The 20,565-nt window shown below is 62.8% G+C and carries 19 protein-coding genes; 9 read left to right on the top strand and 10 right to left on the bottom strand.

What is annotated here, in order from left to right; genetic code table 11:
* Window positions 1-40: 40 nt before the first annotated feature.
* Window positions 41-3,619 carry a GAF domain-containing protein gene (locus RAD10_RS06605; protein WP_461616813.1) on the bottom strand — a complete coding sequence of 1,193 codons (3,579 nt, stop codon included), beginning with the start codon at window positions 3,617-3,619 and terminating at the stop codon, window positions 41-43.
* A 358-nt stretch (window positions 3,620-3,977) separates the two neighbouring features.
* On the opposite strand from RAD10_RS06605, the gene RAD10_RS06600 reads away from it, so the two are divergent.
* Window positions 3,978-4,283, top strand: a complete 306-nt coding sequence (locus RAD10_RS06600; RefSeq protein WP_461616812.1) for a hypothetical protein — start codon at window positions 3,978-3,980, stop codon at window positions 4,281-4,283.
* Between the two features lie 65 nt (window positions 4,284-4,348).
* Window positions 4,349-4,810 (top strand): DUF7662 domain-containing protein, encoded by a 462-nt coding sequence (locus RAD10_RS06595; RefSeq protein ID WP_461616811.1) that lies wholly within the window; start codon window positions 4,349-4,351, stop codon window positions 4,808-4,810.
* Window positions 4,811-6,817: 2,007 nt separating this feature from the next.
* On the opposite strand, the gene RAD10_RS06590 is transcribed toward RAD10_RS06595, so the two are convergent.
* Together RAD10_RS06590 and RAD10_RS06585 are read right to left on the bottom strand one after the other, a co-directional pair.
* Complete coding sequence (locus tag RAD10_RS06590) at window positions 6,818-7,495, bottom strand: hypothetical protein (RefSeq protein WP_461616810.1); 678 nt, start codon at window positions 7,493-7,495, stop codon at window positions 6,818-6,820.
* A 229-nt stretch (window positions 7,496-7,724) separates the two neighbouring features.
* Window positions 7,725-8,624 carry a LysR family transcriptional regulator gene (locus RAD10_RS06585; protein ID WP_461616809.1) on the bottom strand — a complete coding sequence of 300 codons (900 nt, stop codon included), beginning with the start codon at window positions 8,622-8,624 and terminating at the stop codon, window positions 7,725-7,727.
* A 99-nt stretch (window positions 8,625-8,723) separates the two neighbouring features.
* On the opposite strand from RAD10_RS06585, the gene RAD10_RS06580 reads away from it, so the two are divergent.
* The 4 genes from RAD10_RS06580 to RAD10_RS06565 all read left to right on the top strand — a co-directional run bounded on the left by RAD10_RS06580 (window position 8,724) and on the right by RAD10_RS06565 (window position 12,059).
* Window positions 8,724-9,929 (top strand): arabinose transporter, encoded by a 1,206-nt coding sequence (locus RAD10_RS06580; RefSeq protein WP_461616808.1) that lies wholly within the window; start codon window positions 8,724-8,726, stop codon window positions 9,927-9,929.
* Entirely contained in the window at window positions 9,926-10,711 is a 786-nt protein-coding gene (locus RAD10_RS06575) for a carboxymuconolactone decarboxylase family protein (RefSeq protein ID WP_461616807.1), read from the top strand. The genes RAD10_RS06580 and RAD10_RS06575 overlap by 4 nt, the downstream gene beginning before the upstream one ends.
* Before the next feature lie 130 nt (window positions 10,712-10,841).
* A complete protein-coding gene (locus RAD10_RS06570) occupies window positions 10,842-11,237 on the top strand; it encodes a (R)-mandelonitrile lyase (RefSeq protein WP_198293688.1) in 396 nt (131 codons plus the stop codon).
* Window positions 11,238-11,285: 48 nt separating this feature from the next.
* Complete coding sequence (locus tag RAD10_RS06565) at window positions 11,286-12,059, top strand: SDR family NAD(P)-dependent oxidoreductase (protein ID WP_461616806.1); 774 nt, start codon at window positions 11,286-11,288, stop codon at window positions 12,057-12,059.
* 122 nt (window positions 12,060-12,181) lie between these two features.
* Here RAD10_RS06565 and greA read toward each other — a convergent pair whose 3' ends face one another.
* From greA to RAD10_RS06550, 3 genes are all read right to left on the bottom strand, one after another.
* Window positions 12,182-12,664 carry a transcription elongation factor GreA gene (greA, locus tag RAD10_RS06560; protein ID WP_461616805.1) on the bottom strand — a complete coding sequence of 161 codons (483 nt, stop codon included), beginning with the start codon at window positions 12,662-12,664 and terminating at the stop codon, window positions 12,182-12,184.
* Between the two features lie 59 nt (window positions 12,665-12,723).
* Window positions 12,724-13,209 (bottom strand): hypothetical protein, encoded by a 486-nt coding sequence (locus RAD10_RS06555; RefSeq protein WP_461616804.1) that lies wholly within the window; start codon window positions 13,207-13,209, stop codon window positions 12,724-12,726.
* 145 nt (window positions 13,210-13,354) lie between these two features.
* Window positions 13,355-13,702 carry a hypothetical protein gene (locus RAD10_RS06550; protein WP_461617061.1) on the bottom strand — a complete coding sequence of 116 codons (348 nt, stop codon included), beginning with the start codon at window positions 13,700-13,702 and terminating at the stop codon, window positions 13,355-13,357.
* 258 nt (window positions 13,703-13,960) lie between these two features.
* Here RAD10_RS06550 and RAD10_RS06545 point away from each other — a divergent pair, with 258 nt between their 5' ends.
* Entirely contained in the window at window positions 13,961-14,194 is a 234-nt protein-coding gene (locus RAD10_RS06545) for a DUF3551 domain-containing protein (protein ID WP_028140385.1), read from the top strand.
* Window positions 14,195-14,261: 67 nt separating this feature from the next.
* Here RAD10_RS06545 and RAD10_RS06540 read toward each other — a convergent pair whose 3' ends face one another.
* Together RAD10_RS06540 and RAD10_RS06535 are read right to left on the bottom strand one after the other, a co-directional pair.
* A complete protein-coding gene (locus RAD10_RS06540; protein WP_461616803.1) occupies window positions 14,262-14,792 on the bottom strand; it encodes a hypothetical protein in 531 nt (176 codons plus the stop codon).
* Window positions 14,793-15,018: 226 nt separating this feature from the next.
* The gene (locus RAD10_RS06535; protein WP_461616802.1) at window positions 15,019-16,566 is read right to left on the bottom strand and encodes an acetolactate synthase large subunit; all 1,548 of its coding nucleotides are present in this window, start codon (window positions 16,564-16,566) and stop codon (window positions 15,019-15,021) included.
* Window positions 16,567-16,834: 268 nt separating this feature from the next.
* Here RAD10_RS06535 and RAD10_RS06530 point away from each other — a divergent pair, with 268 nt between their 5' ends.
* Entirely contained in the window at window positions 16,835-17,413 is a 579-nt protein-coding gene (locus tag RAD10_RS06530) for a L,D-transpeptidase (RefSeq protein ID WP_461616801.1), read from the top strand.
* 196 nt (window positions 17,414-17,609) lie between these two features.
* Entirely contained in the window at window positions 17,610-18,425 is an 816-nt protein-coding gene (locus RAD10_RS06525) for a DUF2927 domain-containing protein (protein ID WP_461616800.1), read from the top strand.
* A gap of 79 nt (window positions 18,426-18,504) precedes the next feature.
* Here the strand turns inward: RAD10_RS06525 and RAD10_RS06520 are convergent, their stop codons facing one another.
* Both RAD10_RS06520 and RAD10_RS06515 read right to left on the bottom strand, forming a co-directional pair.
* Complete coding sequence (locus RAD10_RS06520) at window positions 18,505-19,311, bottom strand: class I SAM-dependent methyltransferase (protein WP_461616799.1); 807 nt, start codon at window positions 19,309-19,311, stop codon at window positions 18,505-18,507.
* Between the two features lie 119 nt (window positions 19,312-19,430).
* The gene (locus RAD10_RS06515) at window positions 19,431-20,564 is read right to left on the bottom strand and encodes an alanine racemase (RefSeq protein ID WP_461616798.1); all 1,134 of its coding nucleotides are present in this window, start codon (window positions 20,562-20,564) and stop codon (window positions 19,431-19,433) included.
* Window position 20,565: the final 1 nt, after the last annotated feature.

Raw genomic sequence — 20,565 nt, 5'->3', positions numbered from 1 at the left:
AATATCGACGCAGGATTCCTAGTTTCGCTTGAATTGATGCCTACGATAATTTCACGTCGCGTCGTTCCGGTGTGCCGCTACGCGGCAGCCTGATGATGAACTCCGTATAATCGCCGGGCTCGGTATCGACCTCGATGCTGCCGCCGTGCTGTTTCACGATGATGTCGTGGCAGATTGAAAGGCCAAGGCCAGTTCCTTCGCCTGCGGGCTTGGTTGTGAAGAATGGGTTGAATATTTTCTCTCTCACGTCGGCCGGGATGCCGGCGCCATTGTCGCGAATCCGGATCTCTACGGCGCCGCCGAGGTTTGTCGTCGTCGCGCGCAGCCTTGGCTCGAAGCCGTCGCCGGCGGCGTCCTTTTGTTTGCTCGCCGCGTAGAAGCCATTTGAAACGAGATTGAGGAACACCCGCGTGATTTCCTGCGGATACAGATCGAGCGCCCCCGCAGACGGATCGAGGTTCCTTTCGAGCGTGATATTGAAGCCTGCTTTCTCGGCGCGCGCTCCGTGATAAGCAAGGTTGAGGCTTTCCTCGAGGATGGCGTTGATATCGGCCGCGCGGCGTTCGCCAGACCCTTCGCGAGAGTGCAGAAGCATATTCTTGACAATGGAATCGGCGCGCGTTCCGTGCTGCACGATCTTTTCCAAATTGCCTTGTAGCATGTGTATCAGCACGTCGATGTCCAGCCTTGCTGCCTCGCCGAGTCCGGCTGAGCGCAGCGCGTCGCCGAGTTCTTCGATGAGTTCGGAGGAAAGCGCAGCAAAATTGTTGACGAAATTGAGCGGATTCTTGATCTCATGCGCAATGCCGGCGGTGAGTTGCCCGAGCGAGGCAAGCTTCTCGGTCTGGATCAACCGATCCTGCGCATTTCGCAATTCCTCGAGCGATTGTGACAGTTCCATAGTGCGCTCGCGCAGCTCGTTCAGCAGGCGTGCATTCTCGATCGCGATCACTCCTTGGTGTGCGAAATTGGACACGAGCTCGATCTGCTTGTCAGTGAAGGATCTAACTTCCTGGCGAAAGATCGTGATGGTGCCAATCAGCTCATCTTCCTTGAGCATGGGCACGATGACGAGGGTCCGTGCGCCGGCAAGGTCGGCAAGCGCGCGAACGTTCGGGTTGCCTTCGACGTAGGGCGGCTGAGTCCTGATATCGTCGATATGAACCGTCTGATGAGTTTTCTCGACGGTACCTAGCCCGCTCGCCGGATGTGGGCGGATGCTCTGGTATAGCCGGGTATCAACATAAGCTTGCGGCGCGTTGTGTAACGCAACCGTGCGAAAGCCGCCATCCTCGTAGAGATTCATGGTGCCGAAGCCGGCGCCGCAAATTCGCGTCGCGTTCTCCAGCATCTTGTGGAAGACCGGAGTCAATGCGCCCGATGAAGCGCTTATGATTTCCAGCACCTCCGACGTTGCCGTCTGCCGCTCCAACGATTCATTCAATTGTTCGAACAGACGCACGTTGCCGATGGCGATGACAGCTTGATCTGCGAAAGTCTGAAGCAGGGTGATCTGCTTCTCGCCAAATGGACGAACCTCCGTGCGACGAAGCACGATCGCACCCATGCTCTCGTCATCGCGCAACAGCGGCACGCTCAGAACGGTCCGAACGTTTGAGCGAAGCGCATATTCGCGTCCGGTCGGGAACTCCTCGCCTTCGGGCCCGAGCAGGTCGTGCACATGAACGGTGCGACGGTCGATAATCGCCCGGCCGGTGGGCGATTTGACACTGATCGCCCGCCGGCTCCACACCACGGGGACTTGTCCATGATGGGCCTGGATGACGATGTCGTCGCCGTCCCTCAGAACCACCAGTGCATCATATGCCTCGCAAAGCCCGCATGCGCTTTCCACGATCGCCTTGAGCACCGGACCGACCTCGGTCGGCGAGGAAGCGATAACCCGCAAGATATTGGCGCTGCCGGTCTGGTACGTCAGCGCCTCAGACAGATCTCGCGTTCTGGTCTGCAATTGTTCGAACAGCCGTACATTCTCGATGGCGATCACGGCCTGGTCGGCAAATGTGGCGACCAGCTCGATCTGTTTTTCCGTGAAGGGCTGCACGCGCTTGCGAGCGATTACGAGCGCGCCGATCGGCTCATTCTCGCGCAGAAGGGGAACACCGAGCGCCGTGCGCTGACCAGCCATGGTGACGGACTCGCGCAGGCCGTATTCGGGATCGGCAGCGACGTCGAGGATCTGCACTGGACGGCGCTCGAGTACGGCCCGACCTGTAACCGTGCTCCGGCCGGGCGTAATCGGGTGCCCCTGCAGAAACTCGATGTAGTCCTCGGAAAACCCCACCGCTGCGCCGGCTTGGTATTCATCGCCCTCGCGACGCATGATGAATGCCATCTCCGCTTCGCACAGCCGTGCCGCCGAATCGACCAGCGTGTTGAGCACGGTCTGCAGATCGAAGGTCGAGCGGCTGATCACCTTCAGCACATCGGCAGTCGCGGTTTGCTGCTGGAGCGATTCGGCGAGATCGCGCGTCTTCGCTTGGACCTCATCGAACAGCCGGACATTCTCAATCGCGATCACGGCCTGATCGGCGAAAGTGGAGACCAGGTCGATCTGCTTGTCCGTGAACGAGTTCACGGCCTTGCGACCCAGGAACAGCACGCCGATCGTTTCTCCGGATCGAAGCAAAGGTACGCCCAGGAGGGTCCGGTAACCGCCGGCCCTCTGCTGCTCGGGATAAGCGTATTCGGGATCAGCCAGAACATCCTGGATCTGGACAGCCTTGCCGGACAGCAGGACGCGCCCAACGACGCTGCCGCGTCCGGCATTGAGTCGAATGCCCGCCGAGACCTCGGCCCACTCGGGCGAGAAATTGTACCGAGTTGCATGATAGTAGGCGCCGTCGGTGTCCTGCCGGACGATTGCCGCCATGTCGGCACCACACAGCCACGCCGCCGATTCCGTGAGCGTGTCGAGAACCGTTTGCAAATCAAACGCGGAGCGGCTGATGACCTTCAACACATCGGCGGTCGCCGTCTGCTGCTGCAGCGATTCCCGCAAGTCGTCGGTGCGCGCCTGCACCTCATCGAACAGCCGCGCATTCTCAATGGCGATAACGGCCTGATCGGCGAAAGTCTGCAGAAGTTGCACATGATGCGGAGCGAAGGCACCCGGCTCGACCCGCGTTACGCTGATCATGCCGATCACCACGCCTCCGGTCGCGAGCGGAACGAACAACATGCTGCGAAAGCCGCGGGCGCGCGCGATGAATTTGATGTCGTTTGTCAGCGCTTCGGTATCGGGGGTCGGCACCACCTTACCGGCCCGCGTCCTTTCAAAACTCTCGAAATCGGCAATCGGCCGCGGAAACATCTGCTGCAAAGCTCGATCGGCGGCAGAATTCGTCGGCGTGAAGGCCGCCAAATGGGCAGTGCCGTCCATGAAGCGAAATACGGTCGTCGAAAAGCCGCCGAGCAAAGCATTGGCGCGCCTCGCGATTGCGTCGAATACCGGCTTCACCTCCGATGGCGAACTGGCAATGATTTTGAGGATGTCCGCGGTGGCGGTCTCGCGATCTTGTGCGGCGCGTAATTCGGCCAGGAGCCGCGCGTTCTCTTGCTGCAATTCCGCCACAACGCCCTGAGGAAGCGCGGCCATGATGAAAATCCAGGTCGCCAGCCGGTTCGCGGCCGACGTCAAAATCCAATCAAGAAAGCGTCGGAATTATTCCACCATCAGGTGCCTCCGACCAGACGTATCGTTAGTTGATTTTCAATCGACCACGCGTCAATTCGCCTCCGCGATCTACCGAAGCAGCGAGCTCCACAAGTCGCGCTGCTTTGGTCCACATGGTGGCAGATCGCCGGATCCAAGTGCGGCTATTGCGGCGGCTGATTTCGGACCGCCTCTAATCTCTCAATGCGAGATACGGGTTGATTTAATTTTGCGCTAGCTTTTTCCGCACCAATGCTTCAGACTTGCGTTTATTATAGATTTAATTCTTAAGGGCGTTCCGATGGGAAAACCTGCCGTTTCCCGCGATGCTTTCCGTGGGCTGTTTGCTTTATATGCTGCGAAGGCGCATCACGACCGTAAGACCGAGGGCGAACATCGTCTCTTGAAGCTGTTCGGATCTGCGGAAGATTTACCCGATGCTTTACTGCTGCAGTGCTCGGACAGAGCTGAGCTGCTCCGCTCTGAAACTGTTGCTCGCTTGGTGAGCCCGCGCGCCCGTCGAATCACGAACGGCAACGCTCAATATGACCATGCCAGCGACTTTCTGCACTCGCTACTGAGAGACCTTGAGCAAAAAGTGCACTAATCGATACTCGCTGCGCTATCGTCGCTGATCCAGGAGCAATTGAGTCTGGTGATGCGAGCCAACTCATGCTGGGGCGAAGCGGAGCGATCAATCAGCTGCAACCAGATACCCGGAGCATGGCAGGGACGCCTACGGGCCAACGTGACGAGCCGACTGTTATGTCCGTTTACGATCCACTACGGGAAGAGCTACAGCGCACAGGGCCGCAAACGATTCGGCTCACGTTCTCGGAAATTGAAGCAATTCTCGGCAGACCGTTGCCGCCGTCAGCGTACAAGTTCAATGCCTGGTGGGGAAACAGTTTGCGGAAAGCTGGGCACACGCAATCTATGGCTTGGCTCCATGCCGGCTTTGCGGCCAGGGTTTCATTAAGACAGCGAGCCGTGGAGTTCATCGATCTTGAAGAAACTCACCGCGCTGGGCTGTGCTCCGCCCGTACCGGCAAGATCCATCAGAGATCATCGCCAAGAGCGCACGTCAGGAGCGCATCGCGTCAATCGCGTGGGCTATCAGGACCGCAACGCTGACGCCGATAAGGATAACGAGGACCCAGTTCAAAAACACGTTCGCCTCCACCTTTGGAATTGAACGCGAGCAACTGTGCACAGTCAAAAACAACCGGCCAAAACTATTAATTTCGGCTTGGGTTGAGGATTCAATGTAACTGTTGCGTCCGTTGTCGGCCCTATCGATGGAATGCCATGAATAGAAGAACCCCGACAACGCACGCCGCGAGCGAGAGCAAGTAAATACCCACGGCAAATCCCGACTCATCTCGAACTGGAGATTTAAATGGGAACTCGCATTATGCGCCGGTCAAGTCCAAAGCTTACTGGAAACGGTTGATATGACCTTTAACCTTCCCGCTGCGGCAATCATGGCACGGCAGCCGAAAGTCTCTGCCGCGACACTCCAGCTTTAAATGACTGAATTAAATGCACTTTGCCATGAAAATTAGGCTTGATTTAATTCCGCTCTCACGCGACTGCGACCGGCGCATTCAAAGCAAGAAGCGCGCGATTTGCGTTGCTCGCACACGCCTTGCCGACGCCTTTTTCCACATTTATGACAAGCGGCCTCGGTTTGGGGCCGAGGTCGCCAACCTTGGGGAAGGTTTGCTCCCGACGGGGGCTTTTGATTTGGGGACTTGTCGGGAGCTTGGATTCGACTCGGAATTGGGAAAGTCGTTCCGCTTACCGAGCAAATAAAAGCGGCCTCAGCGAACGGGTGCCGGGGCCGCTGCATTTCCGACCATTCATTCAGCTCACCTGTCCTATCGGGGCTCGTCCTCATAGTCATCGGACTTGTAAGCGCTATCGGTCCACCTCATGGGTTGTCCCTACCTGATGCGAAAGGCAATAATGCTCATCGAATTGTCCTCGAAGAGCAGCCGTGGCCGCGCGCGTTCTTGAAGCAGTCTGGGCGGCTGAGGCCGGCCGGGCTCTGCTTCGGCTTAGAGAGCCTTTGGGCCAGAGCAAAACAGCAATCCACACTTCACGGTCGCGTGCACGAAACCATTTTGGCGGCCAAACGAAGCGGCGCTGAAACAACACCGTCCGATGCTGAGATGGAGTGAGGGAGGATTAAATGCGCAGCCTAATTTTCGGGGTAGCGCTCGTAGCGCTAGCAACGATCGGATCTTCATCGTTTGTTTCGGCCGCTCTTTCGGCAACGCGGGATGCGAAGTCCGCAACGATCTCAACGCGGTTCGCGCCAGCACCAAATGCTCCCACCTGCACTTTCGCCCCTAGGCCGCGGGCGGGTTTGAGCGTGCGTTCTTGAGCGGCTGTTTTCCGAACCATGGATCGGCACTCCGCTGATCGATCAGAACCTGATTCAATCTCAACGGCTTGAACGAATAACAATCGCGACCAAGAATAATTGCGCATTGTGCGTAGCTTGGGGATACCTGCTAATAGGTCAACGCATCTGCATTTTCCGAATCGACGTTCCATGGTCGCTGGCTCATGCGTCGTATTCGGGGGTGTAGGTGTGAGCCAGTTTCTATCGATGCTGCTGCTAACAACAGCCGTGGTTCTAACCGTCTGCTTCGGGGTGGCGGCCTGGCGCCTCTCTGACGAAAGGGACACCGACATTACTGGCCAGATCGCACGCCAGTCGTATGGATGGAAAGCGGCACCGGCCAGATAACCCTTTCGCTTGCCTCCTGCGCGCTCTCTGGCCTGAAATGCCGGTTGCGCTTCCCTGGCACGGTCCTTGCCAATCCCGGCCTATCTTTACCGGTCCTGGCAGGGAGCCGTTTCGCGATGAAACAGAAATCTCGAACCTCAAAGCCGCAAAGGCCTACACTGGCACACATAGCTTCCGATTTGGTGAGATTGCTTAAGGCAATACAGGATCTCGAGGGCCTCAGAGAGAAAGTCCGGCTAGCAGAAGCCGCTCGCGTATTGCACTAAGCTTGGCGGGTAGAGGCGCATTATTAACGTGTGGCTAGATCAGCGCCGTCGCCCTGAAGCCTGTCGATCGCAGGCGATCACGGCGCCCGCCGGCGGAGATGTAAGACGGAGCATGCTTCAGGCCGCGCGCTCCGGCCGCCAGGCCGCGTAGAGGCCAACAAGCGTCCCCATGGCGGCCAGCGCTGCCGCCAACAGCACCTGCAATTCGCCGTCATCGGTGGGGCCGACGGACGACACCAATCTGGTCACGATCACGAACAGGATGCCGACGGCGGCGGCCGCACCCACGCAGAGATAGGCGAGCTCTCGCGTCAGGCTGCGGCCGAGAAGTCCGAGCGCCGTGAAATACATCGCGCAGGCGTTGGGATGAACGAACAAGGCAATGCGCGCGTAAGCGCCATAGGCGTCGAACAGGGACTCGCATCGGCGCAGGGCCGCCTTCGAGGCCACCCGCTGCAGGAACGGCCTGAAGAAACGAGCCTGTCCGTAACTCAAGACGGCGCCCAGGATGATGGCGAGCCACGCCACCACAAAGACGGAAGCATCCGCCGACTTTGGATTGAGCGCCACGGACATCAGAATGAGGGCGGTTCCGGGAAAATAGCCGAAATACGGGAAGACCGCCTCCAGCAGCACGCAGACGAACATGAAGACCAGAAACCATGACGACCCGGTCGCGCCATGGACGATGGCGTTCAGATCGAAAAGGTTCGTCCTGTACAGGACGAGGTACATGCACATGGCCAGTACAGCCAGCGCGTAGAACGGCAACGCTCCCGACAGAAACCGTCTCATCCAACCATCGGGCTTTGTTTCGCGGACACGGCGGAGATCATCGATATCAGGACAAGACAACGGACACGCATGGCTCATGCTTTAGGCGAATGGGATTGCTCCTGCAATCCTCGCCTCACCCTGCACACCCCACGCAATCGATCAAATCTCGATGTTCTGCGCGCCTGAGGTGCTGGACGCGGTCATTCCGTTCGACTTGCCGATTCGACTTGCCGTTCTACTTGCCGTTCTACTTGCCGCGGTATCGCAGCGCCTCCACCAGCAGCGAGAAGGCCGGGGAAGGCTGGCGCCGGCTGGCATAGTAGAGATGATATCCCGAGAACGGCGGACACCAATCCGAGAGCACGCAGACAAGACGTCCCTCTGACAAATACGGCTGCACATGTCCCTCGGTGAGGTAGGCAAGGCCGAGGCCCTTCAACGCTCCGTTCAAGAGAAGCCCCGCGCTGTTGAACACGAGCTGGCCCTCCACCCGCACATTGAGCTCCCGCCCGTTCTTCTCGAATTCCCAGGCATACAGGCTGCCGCCGTGCGTGGGCAGACGCAGATTGAGGCAATTGTGCTGGGTCAGATCCTGCGGCGTCTTCGGCCGCCTGCGGTCGGCGAAATAGGACGGAGAGCCGACGACGGCCATCCGGAGATCGGGGCTGACGCGCACGGCGATCATGTCCTTGGCGACAAGCTCGCCGGGACGGATGCCCGCATCGACCTGCTGCGCGACGATGTTGGTAAGCCCGTAGTCGATGATGATCTCGACATGGATGTCGGGGTATTTGGGCAGGAGCTTTCCCAGCGCCGGCAGCAGGATTTCGCTGGCGGCATATTCCGTCGCGGTGAGCCGAACGGTTCCAGCAGGCTTTTCGCGAAACTCGCCGAGGGCAGCGAGATCGTTGTCCATCTCGGTGAACTTGGGGCCGATGCTCTGGAACAGCCGCTCGCCGGCCTGGGTCGGCGTGACGCTCCGCGTCGTTCGATTGAGCAGCCTGACACCCAGCCGCTCCTCCAGATTCCGGATGATCTGGCTCAGCGCGGACTGAGTCATGCCAAGCTTCGCCGCCGCGCGCGTGAAGTTGCGCTCCCGCGCCACGGCCAGGAAGGCAAGAAGGTCGCTCGCGTCGTCCCGATGCATTGATTAGTCACCCTAATAACTTCATTCGAAATCTATCACCTAATCAAGGCACGGCGAAGGTCCTAGGTTCGGAGCAGCCACCAGGAGCCCTGAATCAGCATGCCAGTGACAGTCATGCAGCCCGTCGCCTCGCTTCGCGTCACGGCGAATTTGCTGCCGATCATGGCGGTCGTCTTCGCAGCCTTCCTCGTCATCGGCATGGCGATGCCTGTGCTTCCGCTTCATGTGCACGACGGATTGGGGTTCGGCACGTTCGTGGTCGGCCTGGTCGCCGGCAGCCAGTTCGCGGCATCCCTGGTCTCGCGGCCATGGGCCGGCCACGTCTCGGACAGGAGCGGGGCAAAGCGCGGTGTCATCGCCGGCCTCATCGCGGCCGCAGCGTCCGGGCTGTTCTACCTGCTCTCGCTCGGCTTCACCGAGGCTCCACTGGCCTCGGTGACCATTCTGCTGCTGGGCCGCGGCCTGCTCGGCGCCGCCGAGAGCTTCATCATCACGGCCGCGGTCAGCTGGGGGCTGGTTCTCGTCGAGAGCGGCAACACCGGCAAGGTCATCGCCTGGGTCGGTTCGGCGATGTTCGCTGCCTTCGCTATCGGCGCCCCCGCAGGCTCAGCGCTTTACGCCGCCTACGGCTTTGCCGCGATAGCGCTCGCGACGAGCGCAGCGCCGCTGCTGGCTCTGCTGTTCGTGGTACAGCTTCCCGCGGCGGCGCCGGTGCAGCAAGTGCGCTTGTCGTTCGCCAAAGTGCTCGGCGCGGTATGGGTGCCGGGCCTCGGATCGGCCCTCGGCAGCGTCGGCTTCGGCGCGGTGACGACGTTCGTTGCCTTGCTGTTTGCCAGCCGGGGATGGGCCAATGGATGGCTTGCTTACACGGCCTATGCCCTCGCCTTCATCCTGGCGCGCGTCTTGTTCAGTCATCTGGCCGATACGATCGGCGGTGCCAGGGTTGCGCTTCTCTGTGCCTTGGTCGAAGCCGCCGGGCAGGCCCTGATCTGGCTTGCGGCACGACCCGAGATGGCACTGGCCGGCGCCGCGCTCACCGGGTTCGGCTTCTCGCTGATCTATCCCGGCTTCGGCGTCGAGGCCGTGCGCCGCGTTCCCGTGCAGAATCGCGGCCTGGCCATGGGCGCCTACACCGCCTTTCTCGACCTGGCGCAGGGGATCGCCAGCCCCGCGCTTGGATTGATCGCGACCGGAGCAAGGCTGAACGTTTTGTTTCTGGCAAGCGCCGTCACCGTGCTCTGCGCCGCGCTGGTCGCCTGGTGGCTGCTGGCGCACCCGTTCACCGTCGAAGGACATCCGCAATGAGAACGCTCGCAACCACCTTGTTGTCATTCTGGCTAATCGCCGGCGGCCCGGCCGCCGCGGACACGGCAGCCGTCAAAGGAGCAAATCCCATGTCGACATCGGAAGACATCCGCGCCGTTGCGCCGGCGCTCGAAGCCTACGCGCAAAAGTTCGTCATCGGCGATCTCTGGAAGCGCCCGGGTCTTTCGCCACGAGACCGCAGCATCGTCACGGTCGCGGCGCTGATCGCGCGCAACCAGACCGTGGAGCTGCCGGACTATCTCGCACGCGCGCTCGACAACGGGGTGAAGCCGGCGGAGATATCGGAGATCATCACGCACCTCGCCTTCTATACCGGCTGGGCGAACGCGGTGGATGCGATCCCGGCGGCGCGCGACGTCTTCAAGAGCCGCAACATCGGGGCCGATCAGCTCCCGCCGGCCTCTGGGCCGCAACTGCCGCTCGACGAAGCCGCGGAAAAGCAGCGGGCGACCCGCGTCGGCGAGCAGTTCGGGCAGATCACGCCAAGCCTCGTCCAGTACACGACCGACGTGCTGTTCCGCGATCTCTGGCTGAGGCCGGCGCTGGCACCGCGCGACCGCAGCGTCGTGACTGTGAGCGCGCTCATCGCGACCGGTCAGGTCGCGCAAATCACCTATCATTTGAACCGCGCGATGGATAACGGGTTGACGCGGGAGGAAGCCGGCGAGGTGCTCGGCCATCTCGCCTTCTACGCCGGCTGGCCCAACGCATTCTCCGCGGCGCCCGTGATCAAGGACGTCGTCGAAAAGCGGCCGCGCTGAGCGGAGACGTGCCGTGATCAGGCGCAGGGACGTGCTCATTGGCGGCAGCGCCGCCGTTGTCATCGGAATTTGCCGCGCGCAGGCGCGCGCGTCGGACACACAGGAGACGCACATGACCATGGACTTGGACATCGACATCAAGCGAAACGGATCGCGCCCGTCCCAGAAGGGACCGCAGGACTGGTTCACCGGCACGGTACGCATCGACCCGCTGTTTCAGGCCCCTGATCCGGCTCGGGTGGGCGCGGGCCAGGTCACCTTCGAGCCGGGTGCCCGCACCGCCTGGCACACGCATCCGCTCGGACAGACGCTCATCGTCACCGCGGGACTGGGTTGGGTTCAGCGCGAAGGCGGAACCATCGAGGAGATCCGGCCCGGCGACGTCGTGTGGTTTCCGCCGGGATTGAAGCATTGGCATGGCGCCTCGCCGACGACGGCGATGACCCATATTGCCATCCAGGAATCCTCCGGCGGCAAGAACGTGGACTGGATGGAGAAAGTGAGCGACGAACAATATCGGAAGTGATGGGCGGGCGCTGTAGAGTGCGTTCTGAGACATCGGGAGAAGCAGCGCATGGCGATCATCTTCATCACCGGGAGCACGGACGGCCTCGGCCGGGCGGCGGCGCAATCGCTCGTTGATCAAGGTCACCGCGTGGTGCTGCACGCGCGATCGGCGGATCGCGCCGCCGGTATCGGCGAGTTCGCGTCGCGTTGCGCCGGGATCGTGGTCGGCGATCTCCGCAGTGCCGCAGATGCAAGAAGCATCGCCGACCAAGTCAACGCGATCGGGCGCATGGACGCGATCATCCACAACGCCGGCGTCTACACGCGGCCGGGCCGTGGCGCGACGCCGGAGGGCCATGCCGAAACCCTGGCCATCAACACGCTTGCGCCGTACATGCTGACCGCCCTGATCGAGCGGCCCGACCGATTGGTGTATCTCAGCAGCGGATTGCATCGCGGCGGAGAGGGCTCGCTCGACGACCTCGATTGGACACAGCGGGCCTGGGATTCGGCCAAGGCCTATGCCGAGAGCAAGCTGCACGTTGTCGCGCTGGCGTTCGGTCTGGCACGACGCTGGCCCAAAGTGCTGAGCAACGCCGTCGATCCCGGATGGGTCCGCACCAAGATGGGTGGTTCGGGCGCCCCGGTCGATCTCCACACCGGACAACAGACCCAAGCCTGGCTCGCGGTGAGCGAGGAGCCCGCCGCCCTGGTCAGCGGGCGCTACTGGCATCATCTCCGGCGGGAGGAGCCGGCCAGTGAGGCGACCGATCCGGATTTTCAGGACGCACTCATCGAAAGACTGGGCAGGCTGACCGGAGTTCCGCTTCCGCAGGCCTAAAGCGCGACGAGATTTGGATGAATCATCATCGCGCTTTGGGTTGTTGTTTGCGCATGATCCTTCCGGAAAACCGCTTCGCACTTTTCCGGATCATGCTTTAGGCAGACCAATATGGGCCCGCCCTACCCGATCGACAGAATCTCGATCTCCTGCGCGCCCGTCCCTACGACGTCACCCACCGCCTTCCCCATCAGCGATCGCGCGACCGGCGCGACGAACGAGATCGTCCCCGCCTTGGGGTCGGCTTCGTCCTCGCCGACGATGCGGTAGGTCTGCACGCGGCCGTCGGTGCGGCTGAAGGTCACGGTGCTGCCGAAGGCGACCGTTTCGGTCGAGGTCGGATCGGGAATGAGCTGCGCCGTGCGCAGCCGTTCGGTGAGATAGCGGGCGTCGCGCAACGGCACCGCCGACTGCCGGCGCTTTTCGTTGACGTCCTCGATGGCCTGCGCGGCCTCATAGGCCTCGCGGGCCTGCTGAAGCTGCGTCTGCAACGCCTGCAGCCCTGCTTCCGTCACGAGGTTGGGATGCGGCGAGATCGGGCGATCCGGCAACAGCGTCTCGGACGCGGTTTCGGCGCTTTCTTCCTTGGTAAAGGCAACGCTCAATTCAAAGATCCTGTCGAACTGTCCGGGGGGCGGCGCTGCGCGCCGCCGATTGCCCCAGACTATATCTCAAGTTCGACGAAACGACGGAGCTTGAAGACGAGGTCCGGCATGGCCTGGCGGAACCGCGTCGCGTTCTGGAAATTGGTCGAAAACGGCGCGAAGGTGATCATGGCGTTCCAGTGCCTGTAACCGTAGACCGTGACCGAGGCGCCGGTCGCCGGGAAATTCTCCAGCTTGCGCAGCTCGCCAAGCACGAGATCGGCAATCGCTTCTGCCGGCAACAACTGCTTGCCATCCCGCGTCGTGGCGATTTTCGCAGGCGGCTCGACCGGTTCCGCAGTGGCCGGCGCAGCGTTGGCCGCATCCTCCTGCCCGGTCGACGTCGCCTCGGGGACGGGCGCGGCGACCGCGTCCGCTCCGTTCGACGGCACTGTCGGCGGACCCTCGGTGAGCCGCGGCGGTGCAACACTGTCTGTGCGCTTGTTGCCTCCAAGGATGCTGCTGATCATGGCCACAAGGCCAGCATCCTTCACGTCGTCACTCATCACTCCCCCCAGGCTTCGGCCTACTCTAGCACTGCGCTCGCAGACCGCCACCGGGGATATGAGGTCGGCAGCCGCCCGGCCAGCGCCCATCTGGGCAGGCACCGGCGACGCAACGGCTGATCACGTCGCGCCGCCGTGCGATCCGTCACTGCTTATCGAACGGAATATATTGCTGGTACTGCTTGGGCACCGAGCTGCGATAGCGCGCGGGCACGGTGCCGCTGTCGACGGAGTGGTCGATTTCCTGCCGCCGCGTCATCTTCTTCTTCGCCGGCTTCTTCGACGCGCTCTTCTTGGAGTCGGTCGGCTGGCTGGACGTGTCGGTGGTTGCACTCGGCGCCGCCGTCGTGGCCGGCGCAGTGGTTGTCGCCGCAGGCGCCGCGGTTCCGCCGGCCGCCGGCGCGCTTTGGGCCAGGGATTGGGCCAAGGCATGCGGCGTTTGCGTCGTGAGCGCCAGCGCTGCCACTGCAGCCAGCAAATATGTTTTCTGCATCAGAACCTCCAAATGCCTTGATCCGTATGAGGCAAGCCTAGTCCCACGGGATCGAGGCGTGCAAGTTCGCCGAGAATAGGTCGGAACCCGTGCGCGAACTGTGGCCGAGATCACAGTGCAAGCCGCTGGCTGCGTCATGATGTATCTCGCTTCGAACGCATCCGGCGTCGCGGACACCAACACAGCATGACCCCGCGTCAGACAGGCCACGGGAACGCCAAGGCTCGGTCGTTCCACCTAACATTGAAGGAGATCGAAATGCGTCGCACCATCCTCACGCTTGCATCGTTCGCAACGCTGATCGCCGCATCGTTGTCGGCGGCCCCGGCCCAGGCCGGAAGCGACAGATACTGCCTGCAGGGCCGCAACTGGGGTTATCCCGGCAACTGCCAGTTCGCGAGCTACCAGCAATGTGCGGCGACCGCCTCCGGCACATCGGCCTATTGCGGCATCAACCCGCGCTACGCGTACTCGCAGCCGTATCATTACTGATGACGTAGGTGGTGAGACTCCCTCTCCCGCAAGCGGGAGAGGGAGAGCACCTATTATGTGGCAACGATTAGCCCGACCTCTGCGTGCCGGCTCCCAATCCGCTTTCCCCGAGCCGCGTCGCGAACCAGAGCGAGAGCGGCTGATCGATTGCGGCGCTGACATACACCTCCGACATCGTCACATGATGCTTGTCCAGCACGAGCAGCACGCCGATCCAGTAGGGAAACCAGACATGCACGTCGGTCAGCGCCCGCAGCTTGTGCTGGTCGTGCTCAAGCGGGGTGTGATTGCTCGCCTTGCGGATCTCCACCGTGAGCAGATTGTTCGGGATCTCGCGCTGATGCACGACGACATCGGGGTAGATCGACTTGCCGAGATGGTCGTCGGTCGAGATGATGGTGCCGTGTGGCAGATGCAGCGTGCGCTCGCCGAGCCGGTCGTAATTGCAGTCGACCGACCAGCCGGAGAACTGCTTCTCCAGATGCACGGCGAAGCGATGCGTGACCGCGCGCTCGCCGATGTCCTTCTCGAACAGGAAGCCCTCGTGGGCATAGAAGTCCCGCAGCGCCGCGATCACCTTGTTCAGCTCGGTCTGCATGTTGCCCCCGGCCCATCACGCGCACTCCGTTGCGCTGAGGAGCGCGTGTGCGCTTCACACCCTCAGTGTCGTCCCGGCGAACGCCGGGACCCATACCGCGAGGTCTATCGAGCGCGCGCGGTGCGCGTACCGGACCCCAAGTCTTCGCCAAACCTCTCCCTGGGGTTATGGGTCCCGGCGCCCGTGCGCAATTGCGCACTAGGCCGGGACGACGTAGGGAGAGATCCTACATCTGGACTTCGATCAGCCGCGGCCCCGGCTCGGCGACGGCTTCGGCCAGCGCCTTGTTGAACTCGTCGGCATTGGTGACGGCGCGGCCGGGCACACCCATGCCCTTGGCCAGCGCCACGAAATCCAGCGTGGGCCGGTCGAGCCGGAGCATGTCGTTGGCGCGCTGGCCGGGCTCACCGGCGCCAACATTGTCGAACTCGCCGCGCAGGATCTGGTAGATGCGGTTGGCGAACACGATGGTGACGATGTTCAGGTTCTCGCGCGCCTGGGTCCACAGCGACTGGATCGTGTACATCGCGCTGCCGTCACCGACCATGGTGATGACCTTGCGGTCCGGGCAGGCGATCGCGGCGCCGATCGACAGCGGCGTCGAGAAGCCGATCGAGCCGCCCATGTTCTGCAGCCAGTCATGCGGCGCTGCGGCCGCCGTCGGCGGGAAGAAGCCGCGGCCGGTGGTGAGGGATTCGTCGACCATGATCGCGTTCTCGGGGATCGCACAGGCGATCGCCTGCGCGATCGAGACGAAGGTGAGCTCGCCGGTCGGCTTGATCAGCTCCTGCACCGCATGCGGCTTGACGTCCGTGGCGCTGGCCTTGACGGCGCCGGCGAGCGCTTCGAGGGCTGCGACCGAATTCTCGCCCCACGCAGTCATGCGATGGACGTCGCAGCCCTCGGGCTTGAGCATGCTCGGCTTGTTCGGATAGGCGAAGAACGCGACGGGGTCGTCGGACTCGATCAGCACGATGTGACGGAACTTGGCCAGCATCGGCAGCGCGTTCTCGATGACGTAGTGAATGCGGTCGATCGAGAAGCGGCCGCGGCCGCGCGCCATCTTCGGGCGGAAGGTCGGGCCCATCACGGTGCAGCCAGTCTTGGCGGCGATGCGCTCGGCCAGCGCCAGGCCCTGCTCGCTCAGCGCGCTGCCGGTCATCAGGAGCAGCGTGCCCTCGCCGTCACCGTGCAGGATCTTCGCGGCCCGCTCGACCGCCTGCGGCGAATAGCTGGCGCGCTGTTGCTCGTCTGGGACTTCGGCGATGCCGTCGGCCTCGTTCCAGGCGGTGTCGGCGGGCAGGATCAGGGTTGCGATCTGCCCCGGCGCGCTCTTGGCGGCGGCGATCGCCGCGGCGCCGTCGGCGGCCACCGATTTGGAGTTCGGCGAGGTCCGGACCCAGGACGACATCGGCCGGGCCAACCCCTCGATGTCGGAGGTCAGCGGCGCGTTGTAGTCGATGTGATAGACGGCATGCTGGCCGACGATGTTGACGATGCCCGAATTGGCCTTCTTGGCGTTGTGCAGGTTGGCAAGACCGTTGGCGAGGCCGGGGCCGAGATGCAGCAGGGTCGAGGCCGGCGTACCCTTCATGCGATAGTAGCCGTCGGCCGCGCCCGTCACCACGCCCTCGAACAGGCCGAGCACGCAGCGCATGCCGGGGACCCGGTCGAGCGCTGCGACAAAATGCATCTCGGAGGTTCCCGGGTTGGAGAAGCAGATGTCCACCCCGCCCTTGACCATCGTCCGCACCAGGCTTTCCGCACCGTTCATTCTTCTTGCTCCCGCAACCGCCGATTTCGAGTGAGGTATCCGACCAATCATTGTTCGCAGGCCCCGTCAAAGCAATAGAGGCCATCGCGGCCCTGCCCCGCGCGAGGATGCGCTGGCTTGGATAACGCTTTCCGGCAAATTGGCGCGGTTGCGGATCTGGTGACGTCAATCGTTAAGCATGGCGCCCCTCACGGGGCCGTGGCTTGCGAAAAGCCCGCGAATATGGCCTCTGGCCCTTGTTGAAGAGATTTTTTGCTGGGGGAATACAATGATCCGGTTTTTTGCCGCGCCGATTGCCGCCATCGCGCTCCTGACCGCCACCGCCGGCGGCGCACTCGCCGAAGAGTTCGACTCGCGCGACATCATGGGCGGCGGCCCGAACTTCTTCCGTTCCGGTGCCAACCCGGTCCCCCGCACCACCGTCATGTATAACGGCAATTACGCCCCCGGCACGATCGTGGTGAACACCAGTGAGCGGCGGCTGTATCTGGTGCTCCAGAACGGCCAGGCGCTGCGCTACGGCATCGGCGTCGGCCGCGACGGCTTCCGCTGGGGCGGGGTCCACAGGATCACTGCCAAGAAGGAATGGCCGGACTGGACGCCGCCGTCGCAGATGCTGGCCCGCCGGCCGGACCTGCCGCGCCACATGAAGGGCGGCGTCGAGAATCCGCTCGGCGCGCGCGCGATGTATCTGGGCTCGACGCTCTACCGCATCCACGGCTCCAACGAGCCGGAGACGATCGGCCAGGCGGTCTCCTCGGGCTGCTTCCGCATGACCAATGACGACGTCAGCGATCTCTACGGGCGCGTCTCGGTCGGTACCACGGTGGTGGTGCTGAACAACTAGACGCACGCTTCCGTAGGGTGGGCAAAGCCGGAGGCGTGCCCACCACTGACCGTGATTGCGGCGCGATGGTGGGCACGGCGCTTGCGCGCCTTTGCCCACTCTACGCCGCTGACCCAACAGCCACAGCGGGAACCCGCAGGGCGCGTGAATCTGCGGTCTTGTGCGCGCGACGTGAATACGGCAGCGTCGCACGACGATGAGCGCATTGAATCCGTCCTCGGCTGCCTTTCGCATCGCCCTGCTGGCGCTCGCCGCGTTCACCTGCGCGCCTGCCCCCGCGACCACGGCGGTGGCGGGCGAATTGCCTGCGGTGGCCTCGCGCCAGCGTGCCGAGAAGAGGAATTTTACCGACGGCGAGATCGTCGAGGGCTTCCTGAAGACGGCGTTCGGCGCCGAATATCATCTCGCCGGCCGCGTCGACCGCATTCGCAAGTTCGACGGACCGGTGCGCGTTTACGCCGAGAGCGACCGCACCGACCGCAAGACACAGCTCGCAAAAGTCGTGGCCGACATCGCCCATCGCGTGCAGCATCTCGACATCGCCATGATCGCGACCGCCGAAGCGGCCAATGTGCGGGTGAAGCTGGTACGCGACCGCGACCTCTTCCGCACCATTTCCAGCTTCTACGGCGCCGAGAAGGCGCGCGAGATCCGCACCTCGCTCGACCCGCAATGCCTGTCCGGCTTCCGCAAGAACGACAATTTCGAGATCGAGCATTCCGACGTCATCCTCACGGTCGACAACGGCGATTTCGTCTTCCTCGACTGCGCCTATGAGGAGCTGCTGCAATCGCTCGGGCCCATCAACGACACCGCGAGCGTGCCCTGGACCATGTTCAACGACAACGTCTCGATGGGCTATTTCGACGTCTACGACCAGTACATCCTCAATCTGCTGTACGATCCCCGCATCAAGCCCGGCATGACCGTGGCCGAGGTCAAGGCGGTGCTGCCCGCCGTGCTCGCCGACGTGCGCACCTGGGTCAAGCAGGTGAATGATCTGAAGGAGTGAAGGCGCTTGCTCGCTGCACCCTCTCTCCTTGTGGGAGAAGGAAAAGCACGTGCGATCGCGGCGGCTTATCGCTTCAGCCTCACACCTTCCTTGCCTTCGACATCAGGAACTGCTGGCGCATCACATTGTGGCCGGCGTCGAAATATTCCGAGATCAGCGCCTCGAACTCGGCTCGGAAGCTCTTGAGCTTGTCCGGCTCGTCCTTGTACTGGGCGACGAGCTTGATCAAAGGCCCGATCGTCGCTTCCATGGTGCGGCGGAAATGCTGCGGGCTGAGGGCGGACGGCGTCATCATGTCCATCTCGAAGGAGAGATCCTTCGTTTTCCCCGCGAGACGCTCGGCGACGATCTTCGGATCGCCCCACAACACCGGCGATGCCACGCCCTCGGGCGGAGGCAGATGGCGGCCGATCAGCGCGAACATCCGCCCGACATACAGATGCGGCGGCCAGGTGGAGAAGGCGATGGTGCCGCCGGGCTTCAGCACGCGCAGCATCTCGCCGATCGCGACGTCCGGACGCGGCGCGAACATGTGGCCGAACTGGCTGAGCACCACGTCGAACTCGTTGTCGCCATAGGGCAGGCTTTCGGCGTCGCCGTCCTTGAAGTCGACATCGAGGTTCATCAGTTGCGCATGCTCGCGGGCGCGTTCGATCAGGACCGGCGACAGATCGAGACCCCTGACCTTCGCACCGCGGCGCGCCGCCGTGATCGCGACCACGCCGGTGCCGCAGCCGACGTCGAGCAGCCTTTGGCCGGCGGCAACGCCGGCAAAATTTGCGAGCCTGGCCGCGCTGGGTGTCGTGAAGACCTCCATCGGAGTGAACAGCGACCAGGCTTCCTTCTGGACTGCCTTGAAAGCTGCAAACGGGTCCTGCGCAGTCATGGAACTCTCCCTTTGCTCGAGGTCGATCTTCATGAGGCTGGCGAAGGTCGCCGAAGGTTCAACGCACCTGCAAAGGCGGTGACGGGATCACAAATCCGCGTTCTCGGCGAATTTCCGCCCTACCAGCCGTTGATCCGCGGCCAGACCGCGGCTGCGCGGCCTTCACCATCCAGTACGTGATAGCAATCATACTGCGCGCCGGTGGCGCAGGCATGGTTGGTCAGGATGCGGATGCGGGCGCCGATCGGCAGGTCGGGCAACGCGGCATTCGAGCCTTTGCGCACCGCGACGATGCCGTGTTCCTGGTTGGCGTCGACGACGAGGAGATCCGGGTACAGCTTGCCGGAGATATCGCAGACCAATCCATAACCCTGATCGACCTTTTGCTTGGCCGTGCCGCGATCGCGCGACAGTGCCATCCAGCCGGCGTCCGTGATGATCCAGCCTTTTGCCTTCTGATGTCCGATCACGGTAGCGAGTACCGACAACGCGATGTCGCCGACGGCGACCGAACTGACGCCGGCCTGATAGAGATCGCCGAACATGAAGACGCCGGCCCGCACTTCGGTGACGCCGGTCAGATCGCGTGCGTAACGCGCGGTCGGCGTCGAACCCACGCTGACGATGGGACAGGGTAGACCCGCGCTGCGCAGCGCATCCGCCGCGGTGACTGCGGCAATGCGTTCGGCCTCCGCCGCATCCGCGATGGCTGCGGGATTATTCAGCGCGTAGCTGTCGCCGGCGTGGAGCAGTACGCCGCGTAACGTCGCGCCGCCCGCGACCAGACGCTTGCCGATGGCAACCAGCATTGCCGCATCGGTCGGCGCGACGCCGGAGCGATGGCCGTCCGCGTCGATCTCGATCAGCGCGGGGATCGCATCGCCGGTGAGTTTGGCATGCGCGGCGATGGCGTCGGCCTGCTCGAGGCTGTCGAGGATCACCGCGAGATCGGCGCCGGCTGCGCGGATCGCAGAGACGCGCGCCAGCTTCGCAGGCGCGATGCCGACGGCGTAGATGATGTCGCGCACGCCACCGGCGGCGAAATACTCCGCCTCGCGCAATGTCGAGACCGTCGCCGGCCCCGCAGGTGAAGACATGGCGATGCGCGCGACGTCGAGCGATTTTGCGGTCTTCAGATGCGGGCGGAAGGCCACGCCGAGGTGCGCCAGATGCGCCTTCATCCGCCCGACATTGGCCCGAAGCCGCGACTCGTCGAGCAGCAGGCGGGGCGTCTCCAGGCTCAACAGATCCATA

Source organism: Bradyrhizobium sp. 23AC, from assembly GCF_054863025.1.
The sequence above is the reverse complement of the archived record's forward strand: the minus strand, read 5'-3'. Positions and strand labels throughout refer to the sequence as shown.

Coding starts and splice junctions, on each gene's coding strand:
- RAD10_RS06575 (WP_461616807.1), top strand. CDS start 9,926: ATGAGAACGCTCGCAACCACCTTGTTGTCATTCTGGCTAATCGCCGGC.
- RAD10_RS06535 (WP_461616802.1), bottom strand. CDS start 16,566: ATGAACGGTGCGGAAAGCCTGGTGCGGACGATGGTCAAGGGCGGGGTG.
- RAD10_RS06585 (WP_461616809.1), bottom strand. CDS start 8,624: ATGCATCGGGACGACGCGAGCGACCTTCTTGCCTTCCTGGCCGTGGCG.
- RAD10_RS06540 (WP_461616803.1), bottom strand. CDS start 14,792: ATGCAGACCGAGCTGAACAAGGTGATCGCGGCGCTGCGGGACTTCTAT.
- RAD10_RS06565 (WP_461616806.1), top strand. CDS start 11,286: ATGGCGATCATCTTCATCACCGGGAGCACGGACGGCCTCGGCCGGGCG.
- RAD10_RS06605 (WP_461616813.1), bottom strand. CDS start 3,619: ATGGCCGCGCTTCCTCAGGGCGTTGTGGCGGAATTGCAGCAAGAGAAC.
- RAD10_RS06590 (WP_461616810.1), bottom strand. CDS start 7,495: ATGAGACGGTTTCTGTCGGGAGCGTTGCCGTTCTACGCGCTGGCTGTA.
- RAD10_RS06600 (WP_461616812.1), top strand. CDS start 3,978: ATGGGAAAACCTGCCGTTTCCCGCGATGCTTTCCGTGGGCTGTTTGCT.
- RAD10_RS06550 (WP_461617061.1), bottom strand. CDS start 13,702: ATGCAGAAAACATATTTGCTGGCTGCAGTGGCAGCGCTGGCGCTCACG.
- RAD10_RS06525 (WP_461616800.1), top strand. CDS start 17,610: ATGAGCGCATTGAATCCGTCCTCGGCTGCCTTTCGCATCGCCCTGCTG.
- RAD10_RS06545 (WP_028140385.1), top strand. CDS start 13,961: ATGCGTCGCACCATCCTCACGCTTGCATCGTTCGCAACGCTGATCGCC.
- RAD10_RS06555 (WP_461616804.1), bottom strand. CDS start 13,209: ATGAGTGACGACGTGAAGGATGCTGGCCTTGTGGCCATGATCAGCAGC.
- RAD10_RS06530 (WP_461616801.1), top strand. CDS start 16,835: ATGATCCGGTTTTTTGCCGCGCCGATTGCCGCCATCGCGCTCCTGACC.
- RAD10_RS06520 (WP_461616799.1), bottom strand. CDS start 19,311: ATGACTGCGCAGGACCCGTTTGCAGCTTTCAAGGCAGTCCAGAAGGAA.
- RAD10_RS06595 (WP_461616811.1), top strand. CDS start 4,349: ATGCTGGGGCGAAGCGGAGCGATCAATCAGCTGCAACCAGATACCCGG.
- RAD10_RS06580 (WP_461616808.1), top strand. CDS start 8,724: ATGCCAGTGACAGTCATGCAGCCCGTCGCCTCGCTTCGCGTCACGGCG.
- RAD10_RS06515 (WP_461616798.1), bottom strand. CDS start 20,564: ATGGATCTGTTGAGCCTGGAGACGCCCCGCCTGCTGCTCGACGAGTCG.